This window comes from Coprothermobacter sp. (assembly GCA_013824685.1).
Lineage (GTDB): Bacteria > Caldisericota > Caldisericia > Cryosericales > Cryosericaceae > Cryosericum.
Map to the genome: position 1 here is coordinate 163,524 of PNOG01000020.1, position 9,898 is coordinate 173,421.

At 57.3% G+C, this 9,898-nt stretch carries 11 protein-coding genes and 1 tRNA gene; 3 read left to right on the forward strand and 9 right to left on the reverse strand.

The window, feature by feature from the left end:
- The first annotated feature begins 123 nt into the window (after positions 1 to 123).
- Positions 124 to 3,840: a hypothetical protein gene (locus C0398_06820; protein MBA4365692.1), complete on the forward strand. Its 3,717-nt coding sequence runs from the start codon at positions 124 to 126 to the stop codon at positions 3,838 to 3,840.
- Entirely contained in the window at positions 3,833 to 4,930 is a 1,098-nt protein-coding gene (locus tag C0398_06825; protein MBA4365693.1) for a two-component system response regulator, read from the forward strand. Before C0398_06820 ends, C0398_06825 begins: the two co-directional genes overlap by 8 nt.
- Positions 4,931 to 5,016: 86 nt before the next feature.
- Here the strand turns inward: C0398_06825 and C0398_06830 are convergent, their stop codons facing one another.
- Positions 5,017 to 5,268, reverse strand: a complete 252-nt coding sequence (locus C0398_06830; GenBank protein ID MBA4365694.1) for a GlsB/YeaQ/YmgE family stress response membrane protein — start codon at positions 5,266 to 5,268, stop codon at positions 5,017 to 5,019.
- Positions 5,269 to 5,682: 414 nt separating this feature from the next.
- On the opposite strand from C0398_06830, the gene C0398_06835 reads away from it, so the two are divergent.
- Positions 5,683 to 6,582, forward strand: coding sequence for a hypothetical protein (locus tag C0398_06835; GenBank protein MBA4365695.1), 900 nt, complete (start codon positions 5,683 to 5,685; stop codon positions 6,580 to 6,582).
- Positions 6,583 to 6,585: 3 nt separating this feature from the next.
- On the opposite strand, the gene C0398_06840 is transcribed toward C0398_06835, so the two are convergent.
- The 8 genes from C0398_06840 to rpmG form a co-directional block, all read right to left on the reverse strand.
- Positions 6,586 to 6,948, reverse strand: a complete 363-nt coding sequence (locus C0398_06840; GenBank protein ID MBA4365696.1) for a 50S ribosomal protein L7/L12 — start codon at positions 6,946 to 6,948, stop codon at positions 6,586 to 6,588.
- A 23-nt stretch (positions 6,949 to 6,971) separates the two neighbouring features.
- A complete protein-coding gene (gene rplJ / locus C0398_06845; GenBank protein MBA4365697.1) occupies positions 6,972 to 7,517 on the reverse strand; it encodes a 50S ribosomal protein L10 in 546 nt (181 codons plus the stop codon).
- Between the two features lie 156 nt (positions 7,518 to 7,673).
- Positions 7,674 to 8,363: a 50S ribosomal protein L1 gene (locus C0398_06850; protein ID MBA4365698.1), complete on the reverse strand. Its 690-nt coding sequence runs from the start codon at positions 8,361 to 8,363 to the stop codon at positions 7,674 to 7,676.
- 55 nt (positions 8,364 to 8,418) lie between these two features.
- Complete coding sequence (gene rplK / locus C0398_06855; GenBank protein ID MBA4365699.1) at positions 8,419 to 8,844, reverse strand: 50S ribosomal protein L11; 426 nt, start codon at positions 8,842 to 8,844, stop codon at positions 8,419 to 8,421.
- Positions 8,845 to 8,874: 30 nt separating this feature from the next.
- Positions 8,875 to 9,405, reverse strand: coding sequence for a transcription termination/antitermination factor NusG (nusG, locus tag C0398_06860; GenBank protein MBA4365700.1), 531 nt, complete (start codon positions 9,403 to 9,405; stop codon positions 8,875 to 8,877).
- A gap of 6 nt (positions 9,406 to 9,411) precedes the next feature.
- Entirely contained in the window at positions 9,412 to 9,681 is a 270-nt protein-coding gene (gene secE, locus C0398_06865; GenBank protein ID MBA4365701.1) for a preprotein translocase subunit SecE, read from the reverse strand.
- A tRNA-Trp gene (locus C0398_06870) sits at positions 9,649 to 9,724 on the reverse strand. Before C0398_06870 ends, secE begins: the two co-directional genes overlap by 33 nt.
- A 16-nt stretch (positions 9,725 to 9,740) precedes the next feature.
- Positions 9,741 to 9,890, reverse strand: coding sequence for a 50S ribosomal protein L33 (gene rpmG, locus C0398_06875; protein ID MBA4365702.1), 150 nt, complete (start codon positions 9,888 to 9,890; stop codon positions 9,741 to 9,743).
- Positions 9,891 to 9,898 lie beyond the last annotated feature (8 nt).

Sequence of the window (9,898 nt, forward strand, 5' to 3'; positions counted from 1 at the left end):
GAAGCTTCTGCGCCAGGCGGTCAGGCCGCGTGCCCTCTTCCTCGAAAAGGCGCTGCCACCCCTTGTTGGGGATTGGTGGAGGCAAATGGCCCCCAAGAGCCTATCGTCCCGCGACGGCGCCGTATGGAACAACGTGACATCAGCTCTCTTGCTGCATTGGAGGGGTTTCCCCAGAGAGGAGGCCCGGACATCATGAGATCTTTCGACAAGATGCGCCAACCGTCCACGCTAAGAAAGCTCCTTCCCTATGTAGCCGTGGTATTTCTCCTTTCCATAACCATCCTGGTCTGGTGGAATTGGCGCAGAATCAACACGAGGAACGAACGACTCAGATACCAGAGCCTTGCCGATAGAATTGTCACGGTCACCGCCGAACATCTTCATGACGCCGAGATGATCCTCCGTGGATCTGCCGGGCTCTTTGCCGGTAGCGAAGATGTGACTAGGAATGCGTGGCATGCGTGGGTCGAATACCGGCAACTCCCCAAGTACTTCCCCGGCGTCGTGGGGCTCGGGTTTGCCAAGGTCATCGAGCCATCGGAACTGGAGCAGCACATCCAGGGGGTCAGGGCGGAGGGATTCCCCAACTACACGGTCTGGCCCGAAGGCGAGCGCGACGTGTACACGGCCATCGTCTTCCTGGAGCCGCTTGACGCTCGCAACCGGCGCGCCATTGGATACGACATGTTCTCCGAGCCTGTGCGGCGGGCCGCCATGGAGCGGGCGCGGGATACCGGCAATACCTGCATTTCGGGCAGGATCAAGCTGGTCCAGGATACCGGAGCCGAAGCGCAGGCGGCATTCCTGATGTATGTCCCCATCTATGCGCACGGCATGTCACTCAACAGCGTCGAGGAGCGGAGGGCGGCGCTCGAAGGGTATGTGTACTTCCCAATCCTGTTCAACGAATTCATGTCGCAGGTCCTTCCGCGACTTGCTCTACCCGACGAAATCACGTTTCAACTATTCGACAGCACCACGCTCACTTCGGAAGACCTACTGTACTCCTGTGCTAACCACCCCTGGGGCGTAGGTATGGACGACAAGCCCACGTTTTCCAGCATTGAAGTCCTTGATGTGTACGGTCGCGAATGGACACTCGAACTTCAGTCCACGCCATCTTTTGATGCCACCATTGATCTATGGACGCCGAGAGGCATCTTCGCCGCCGGGTTTGTCGTAAGCCTGCTTGCCTTCTACATCACCCGTCTACAGGTAGACGCCTATAAGCACGCGGTCACACTGGTGCACGACATGACCGCGGTGCTACGCGCGAGCGAGGCGCGTTTGCGCACCATCATCGAGGCAGAACCGGAGTGCGTGAAGATCGTGGACGCGGAAGGACGGGTCATGCAGATGAATGCTGCGGGGCTCGCCATGATCGAGGCGGACAGCCTGGGTCAGGTTGTGGGGGGCAAACTCGCCGAGTTTGTGGTTCCCGCGCAGCGTGAAGCCTATCGCGCCTTCGCAGCCGGTGTGCTGGACGGAAAGAGCGCGGTCTTCGAGTTTGAGATTGTCGGGTTGAAGGGCACACACCGCTGGCTGGACAGCCACGCCGTGCAGCTTCCCGAGCTGCAGGACGGCCGCCCGCAAATGCTGGCGATAACCCGCGATGTCACCGAGCGCAAGCGTGCGGAGGAGGCGCTGCATGATTCTCGCGAGAATTTATATCGCCTGCTCAATTCGATGGCTGAAGGTGCATATGGGGTGGACCTCAATGGCAACTGCACCTTCGTAAACCAAGCATTTTTACAAATACTCGGTTACCAGAACGACCATGAAGTGCTTGGCAAACACATACACGAACTCATTCATCATTCCCATGCCGATGGCAGTCCATATCCATCAAGTGAATGCAGAATGTATTGTGCTTATCAGACCAATCAACCAATCAATGTTTCTGATGAGGTGTTTTGGCGTAAGGATGGTGTTGCGATCCCAGTTGAATACTGGTCGCATCCAATAGTAAAGGACGGTGTAACAATAGGTTCAATAGCTACATTTATCGGCATCACCGAGCGCAAGCGGGCGGAAGAGGCTCTGCGGGCAAGCGAGGTGCGCTACCGCACCTTCATCGACGCCACCTCCGACCTGGTGTTTCTGAAGGATGAGTCCCTCCGCTACCTCATGAGCAACCGGGCGAACGACTCCTACCTAGGCAAATCCGGAGAGAACGTCATTGGCCGCACGGACTTCGACCTCATGCCCTACGAGGCCGCCGAACACTGCCGGGCAAGCGATCAAGAGGCCTTGGAGAAGGGGAAAAGCGTGACCGCCGAGGAGACTGTGGGCGCGAGACTCTACCAGACCATCAAGTTCCCGGTGCCCCTCCTGAGTGGGCGCGTGGGGCTGGGCTGCTACATCCGCGACATCACCGAGCGCAAGCAGGCAGAGCAAGAGCATGTCGCCCGCGAAGCGGCCGAACAAGCCAACCAGGCCAAGAGCGCATTTGTGGCCAACATGAGTCACGAAATCCGCACGCCCCTGAACGCCATCCTGGGGTTTGCCCAGCTCCTGGAGCGCGACCCTTCGCTTGCGCCCCGGCACACAGAGTACGCCCGGACCATCACCCGCAGCGGCGAGCACCTGCTGCAGCTGATCAACGACATCCTGGACATGTCCAAGGTCGAGGCCGGGCAGACCACCCTCAACGAGAGCGCTTTCTGCCTGCACGACCTCCTGGACGACCTGGAGAACATGTTCCGCTCCCGCGCGACCGCCAAGGGATTGCAGCTTCTTGTGGAGAAGAGCGAAAGCGTTCCGCGTTACGTGATTGCCGACGAGGGCAAGCTGCTGCAGGTCCTCATCAACCTGCTGGGAAACGCAGTCAAGTTCACGCAAGCGGGTGGAATCGCCCTGCGGGCGGGCGCCGAGGTGGTCGAGGAACAGTGGGAAGGCGGCAAGTCCCTGCGCCTGGTGGTCGAGGTGGAAGACAGCGGGCCGGGAATCTCTGATGAGGAAATAGGCATGCTTTTCACCGTGTTTTGGCAGGGGAAGGCGGGTGCGAAGGCCGGCGGCACCGGGCTGGGACTGGCCATCAGTCGGAAGTTCGCCGAGCTCATGGGCGGCACGCTCACGGTCACGAGCCAAGTGGGCAAGGGCAGCTGCTTCCGTGTCGAGATCCCGGTGGCGCCGACCGAGGCTGTTGCCGCGATGGAGAAACCGGCGTTACGGCGCGTCGTCGGTCTGGCCCCCGGCACAGTGCCACCTAGAATCCTTGTGGTGGACGACGTCGCAACCAACCGTGCCCTGTTGCGCGAACTACTCCGGCCCGTGGGATTCGAGGTTGCAGAGGCGAGCAACGGCGTCGAAGCCCTGGAGGCTGTTGCGCAGTGGTCACCCCATGCGGTGCTCATGGATATGCGCATGCCGGTCATGGACGGCTACGAGGCCACCCGACGGCTCAGGTCAACGGCCGCAGGCCACGCCACACGCATCATCGCCGTCACCGCCAGCGCCTTTGAGGATGCCAGACAACAGGTAATGGCGGCCAGCGTGGATGCCTACCTGCGCAAGCCCTTCAAGGCTGAAGAACTCTTTGAGGTGCTGGGGACGTCCCTCGGCCTGCACTACATCGTTGCCGATGAGACAACTGGGACACCGGAGCAACCGAACCTGGACCCCCTCACCCAGGAAGCTCTGGCTGCGCTGCCGAGAGAGCTGATCCAGGCGATGCTGCAGGCCGTGGCGGAAGGCGACGTGGCCCGTCTGGCGGAGCTGATCGCACAGGTGGAGAAGATTGACGGCGTCACGGCCCGTGAACTGCAGGCGCTGGCTGACCGGTACGACTACGGGGAACTTCTCCGATGGCTCGAGAAAGGAGGGGCCGGCGATGAATGAGACGCAGGAAAGCACAACCATCATGGTGGTGGACGACACCCCGGCCAATCTGAGGCTTCTACAGGACGCGCTTCAAGCTAAAGGCTACCAGGTGCTGGCTCTTCCCAGCGGCACGATGGCGTTGAGCGCTGCGGCCAAGAGACAGCCCGATCTGATTCTCCTGGACATCAACATGCCGGAGATGAACGGTTTCGAGGTATGCGAGCGCCTGAAGGCCGACGAAGCGCTCAAGGAGATCCCCGTGCTCTTCATCAGCGCCCTGAGCGAGGTTACGGACAAGGTTAAGGCCTTTTCCGTGGGTGGCGTGGACTACGTGTCCAAACCGTTCCAGTTCGAGGAAGTCTACGCCCGCGTTGAGACACACCTGCGCCTCCGACGTCTGCAGCTCGAACTAGAGAAGCACAATCTCCATTTGGAAGAACTGGTGAAGGAAAAAGTCCGGGAGATCTCCGACTCCCAACTGGCCACCATCGTCGCATTGGCAAAGCTGGCAGAAGCTCGGGATGACGAAACGGGTCAGCATATCGAGCGAACGCAGACCTTCTGCAGGGTCCTGGCCAAGAGACTGCGCGACAATCCCAGCTATGCGGGCAGCATCGACGACACCTGGATCGAGACCATCTACCACGCTTCACCCCTGCACGACATCGGCAAGGTCGGCATCCCGGACAACATCCTCCTGAAGCCTGGCAAGCTCACATCAGAGGAGTTCGAGATCATGAAGACCCACACCCTGATCGGGGCAAAGACCCTGCAAACCGCGCGCACTAACTATCCAAGGAACGTCTTTCTCAACATGGGGGTCGCCATTGCGCGCTCTCACCATGAGAAGTGGAATGGCAGCGGCTACCCCGATGGTCTGTCGGGCGAGAACATCCCCCTGTCCGCCCGAATCATGGCCGTGGCGGATGTCTATGACGCCTTGCGGTCCAAACGCCCCTACAAAGACGCCTTCACGCACGAGGAGAGCTGCTCGATTATCCGCGGCGGCTCCGGGCAGCACTTTGACCCTGCAATGATCGATGCTTTCATCGCTGTCGAGGCCGAGTTCGCCGAGATCCGCGTCCGAATGGACGGTGGTGCGACATAAAAGCCCATGGGATTCCCGCAGGTATCAGTCGCAAGTTGGATCAGGCGCCAGTTCCGGTGCAGGCGATTGTACGACTTTTCGCCAGGTTATCTCCTTCCGCCCCTTATGGCCCGCACCACGGCGATCAGTAATATCGCGCCCACCACTGCCGTAATCAGGGCTCCCCACAATCCGCTGCTTGGAATTCTCAGCAACCCGAACACGTATCCGCCGATGTAGCCGCCGATCGCACCGATGACCAAATCACCGAGCAAGCCATAACCGCTGCCTTTCATGACTTGACCCGCAATCCAACCTGCCGCAATACCGATAACAATCCACCAGAGCCAACTTGGCATATCCTAGCCTCCGTGTTTCGAAATCCCAGTCAGGGATTGACTCTAAAACCTCAGATAGACCGCAGCTTCGACGCCTGCCAGCCACTTCTTGTCAATTGATTCTGGTTCAGGGCCAGCTTGTCCGGACATCGACGAATGTTGAGCAATATACCAATATGATACTATCAAACTGGGAGAGCCACGTCAATCCCTCAGTTTCCCTCTTTCGGACCGCGTTTCCTGATTTCCGCTCCAACACTCTCGGACAGTCTCCGGCCGGTATCGCAGTGGCAGGGCTTATCAGTCTGGTTTCCGGGTTCGTCCCAGCGCGAACCAACGCGCGCGGCTGCTCTTGTCAGCAAGTGGCATCTCGTCCGGTCATGACTATACTCAGATTATGAGCACCCAAGGAACATTGACCATCGAGAAAACGCAATGCGTCTGACAATTCAGACACGAACCAAGATCAACGCCTGGCTGCGCGTGCTGCCGAAGGAGAAGGGTGCGGCACGGCACGGACTCGAATCTCTGTTTCTTCCGATCGCGCTGGGTGATCGCCTGATTGTCGACGCGTCGCTTTCCGAGACGCCAGGGTTTCTCCTTTCGTCCAACAGGCCGGACCTTGTCCCTGCCAACACAGTTCAGCAGGCATGGAACGCATTCGTCGATTCGTGCCCCCCTGTTCGTGGCCGACCATCCTTCCAGATAGCGGTACACCTCGACAAGCGTATCCCCGAACAGACTGGTCTGGGCGCAGGAAGCGGCGATGCGGGCACGATGCTTCTCCTCCTCAACCAGTTGCACGGGTTCCCCTTCAACAGGGGCCAGCTTCATGCTATCGCCTGTCGGATCGGCTCAGATGTTGCATTCTTTGTCGAGTCAGGTCCCTGCATCGTACGCGGTACGGGAGACCAAGTAGAACCGCTGCCACCATTTCCCCATCTCACGTGCTGCATAGCTCTCCCAGGGTTTCGCGTGGATACCAGAAACGCTTATGGACTGCTGGATAGTGCTATGGCCGACAACGGGGTTTCAACCGTGGACCCTTCTGTTTCGCTTGAATTCGTTCTCGAAGCCATCCAGAAGCTTGAACCGTTGCCCGGCTCTGGGGCCTCCCGGCTGAACTCCTTTGAGGCAACTCTTGGCGACAACACAGCCAGTTTCCTGAGCATTCGCAGTAGGCTCCTTGCAAGTGGCGCCGTTCTCGCCGGTCTCAGCGGCTCAGGGAGTGCTGTTTTCGGCATATATGCAGAAAGGGCAGCTGCCGAAGCAGCTGCCCTTGAGGTCCAGCGACGCGCCAGCGCCGTGCGGACATTCGTTGCCGAGATTCTATAGAGACTACTTAACCTCGACAGTAGCGCCTGCAGCCTCGAGCTTGGCCTTGATTTCGTTGGCTTCCTTCTCGGGAATGTGCTCCTTGACGGGCTTCGGAGCACCATCGACGACATCCTTGGACTCCTTGAGGCCGAGGCCGGTGATCTCGCGGACAACCTTGATGACCTCGATCTTCTTCTCGCCAACGGTCTTGAGGATAACGTCAAACTCAGTCTTGACTTCGGCAACGGCGGCTGGGGCAGCAACAGCAACAGCAACTGGGGCAGCAGCCGAAACACCGAACTTCTCTTCGATCATCTTAACGAGATCAGCAAGGTCAAGAACGGTCATACTCTCGATAGCTGAAAGGATTTCTTCTTTGGTCATGTCATTCCTCCTATTGGATGATGTTATGCTTGCGGTGCGATCTGAGCCTTCTGCTCACGGACTTTGTCAAGTGCATAGGCAATACTGCTTACAGTTTGCTTCAGTGCCATGGCCAGCCCTGTAACGGGCCCGTTCATGCCGCGGCACACCTGCGCGATGAGCTCGTCCCTGGTCGGCAACAGTGCGAGACGCTCGACCATCGGCTCGTCGAAGAAGTTCCCGTCAACGATTGCGCCCTTGATGACGAAGCGCTGTTCACCAGGCTTGTTGGTCGGCTTCTTATACAAAGCCTTTGCCAGAATGGATGGATCGGTCTTGCCGAGTCCGATGGCTGTCATCTGCGTGAACAGAGACTCCGGCAATGTCAGACCGACCTCCTTCATGGCACGCTCGAGGAGAGTATTCTTGACAACGACATACTCAATACCCTGCTTCGTCAGCTTCTTGCGCTCGTTCGCAACGAACGACGCCTTCAGGCCCTCGTAACCCACGAACACGATGGACTCTGACTGCTTTACCTGTTTGACAAGGTCGTCCACAAGTTGTTTCTTCTGATCCTTAGTTAGCATGTTTCACCTCCTCCTTGCGTAGAAAAGAAAAGCTCTCTGCCAAAGACAGAGAGCCATATTGCACATGGTCAATAAGCGCAAACGCCTCGGCGGGCAAGATTGAGGGGATGATCCCCGCTCGCTGTCTTGGGCTACTAGTCGTAGTAGAAGTCTACTCTAAAGTTTGCTCGTGTCCAATCGGATTGCGGGGCTCATGGTGAGCGCCATATAGGTCTTGCCTAAATAAGTTCCCTTGACCGATGAAGGGCGAGCTCTCTGGATCGCTTCAAAAAGAGACATGAAGTTCTCCTTGATGGCTGCAGGAGTGAAGCTCGACTTGCCAACAGGACAGTGAATCGTACCGACCTTGTCGACGCGGAACTCGATCTTACCAGCCTTGAACTCGCGAACAGCTTTCCCTACTTCCAGCGTCACTGTGCCAGCCTTGGGGTTGGGCATCAATCCACGTGGCCCCAGAACGCGGGCTACCTTTCCAAGCGTCGCCATCATGTCCGGGGTTGCGATTGCAACATCGAAGTCCAGCCAGCCGCCCTTGATCTTCTCGACGAGTTCCTCGCCACCTACGAAGTCGGCACCGGCCTCCTGAGCCTCAGCGGTCTTGTCGCCCTTGGTGAACACGGCAACCCTGACAGTCTTGCCCGTGCCAGCCGGAAGTGTCACGACGCCACGAACGTTCTGGTCAGCCTGCTTCGGATCGACGTTGAGCTTGATGCAGACCTCGACCGTTTCATCGAACTTGGCAGTCCTCAATTTGGGGAGCAGTTCGACGGCTTCATCCAATGTGTAGATCTTGGCATGGTCGACAAGCTTTGCTACTTCCTGATACTTCTTTCCCTTCTTGCTCATGCGTTACCTCCGTGGTTACGTGGAGAAGACTCCTCCCACGTGCGCTATGAAACCGTTACTCGACGACCGTGACCCCCATGCTCTTAGCAGAGCCTGCGATGATCTTGATGGCTTCCTCGATGTCAGCCGTGTTGAGATCTTCCATCTTGATCTTGGCGATCTCGGCCAACTGAGCCTTTGTGATGCGACCAACCTTTTTCTTGTTCGGCTCACCCGATCCCGACTCGATCTTGATGGCCCTCTTGATAAGAGACGATGCCGGTGGAGTCTTGGTGATGAAGGTGAACGACTTGTCTTCGAACACCGTTATAACAGCAGGGATGACCAGACCAGCCTTGTCCTTGGTCCTCTCGTTGAACTGCTTGCAGAACTCCATGATATTGACGCCCTTCTGACCAAGAGCTGGACCAACGGGCGGTGCTGGTGTCGCCTTCCCTCCTTCAATCTGTACGCGCGCGTACCCTACGATCTTCTTCGCCATAGTGGATAGTACCCCCTAAACTCAGATCTGTCAGATCTTCTTGATAAAGCCGAAATCGATCTCGACTGGCATTTCGCGCCCGAACATCATGAGCCTGATGCGAGTCTTTTCCTTCTCAGGTGAGATACTCTCGACCTTACCCTGCATTCCATCAAACGGGCCACCGATGATCTGTACAGTGTCGCCAACCTCGAAGTGAAGCTTTGCCACCGCTTCTTCCTCCGAAACCCTGTTCTTGATAATCCGCTCAACCTCTTCGTCCGAAAGAGGGATGGGCTTTCCATAGTTGCCAACAAATCCCAGAATGCCGGGAGTGTGCGTAACCACATTCCAAGTCTCGTCATCCATGATCATCTCGACAACGAGATATCCCGGGTAGACTTTCTCCTGTTTGACCTTCCGCTCCCCGTTCTTGATGATCACCTTGTTGTCTACGGGAAGAACCACAGAAAAGACGCGGTCTGTGAGAGCCAGCGTCTTGACCTTCTGTTCCAGATTGTTCCTGGCCTTTTCCTCCGCACCAGAGTACGTGTGCAGGAGGTACCAGTTACGTTCTGCCATCCAGACCTACTCGATGAGCCACTTCAGGGCGGCTGCAAACAAGTAGTCCCAAGCACCTATATAGATGGCCCAGAATGCGACGAACGAGATGATGGTCACTCCGGACTTCGTGAGTTCACGAGGCCGCGGCCACGTAACCCTGTGCCGAATCTCTGTCCATATTGACCTAATCCAGTTCTTGAAGCGTATGCCTGCCGGCTTGATTGTCTTTGTATTACTCACATGTTCCTCCTCAAAGGAAGGTGGCAGGCCCGGAGGGGCTCGAACCCCCAACACTCGGTTTTGGAGACCGATGCTCTACCAGTTGAACTACGGGCCTACCTGGGGGCTTGCGGTTACTTTGTCTCCTTGTGTTCCGTATGCTTTCTGCAATGCGAACAGTACTTGTTCACATGCACTTTGTCTGGGTCATTCTTCTTGTTCTTGATGCTGGTGTAGTTGTGGTTCTTGCACACTGTGCACTCGAACGTAATGATGTCTCTCATGGCAGCAA

Bases quoted from the DNA above. Each gene is read 5' to 3' on its own strand.
- nusG (MBA4365700.1), bottom strand. From the start codon at position 9,405: ATGGCAGAACGTAACTGGTACCTCCTGCACACGTACTCTGGTGCGGAG.
- C0398_06850 (MBA4365698.1), bottom strand. From the start codon at position 8,363: ATGAGCAAGAAGGGAAAGAAGTATCAGGAAGTAGCAAAGCTTGTCGAC.
- rplK (MBA4365699.1), bottom strand. From the start codon at position 8,844: ATGGCGAAGAAGATCGTAGGGTACGCGCGCGTACAGATTGAAGGAGGG.
- C0398_06840 (MBA4365696.1), bottom strand. From the start codon at position 6,948: ATGACCAAAGAAGAAATCCTTTCAGCTATCGAGAGTATGACCGTTCTT.
- C0398_06835 (MBA4365695.1), top strand. From the start codon at position 5,683: ATGCGTCTGACAATTCAGACACGAACCAAGATCAACGCCTGGCTGCGC.
- C0398_06830 (MBA4365694.1), bottom strand. From the start codon at position 5,268: ATGCCAAGTTGGCTCTGGTGGATTGTTATCGGTATTGCGGCAGGTTGG.
- rpmG (MBA4365702.1), bottom strand. From the start codon at position 9,890: ATGAGAGACATCATTACGTTCGAGTGCACAGTGTGCAAGAACCACAAC.
- rplJ (MBA4365697.1), bottom strand. From the start codon at position 7,517: ATGCTAACTAAGGATCAGAAGAAACAACTTGTGGACGACCTTGTCAAA.
- C0398_06825 (MBA4365693.1), top strand. From the start codon at position 3,833: ATGAATGAGACGCAGGAAAGCACAACCATCATGGTGGTGGACGACACC.
- C0398_06820 (MBA4365692.1), top strand. From the start codon at position 124: ATGGAACAACGTGACATCAGCTCTCTTGCTGCATTGGAGGGGTTTCCC.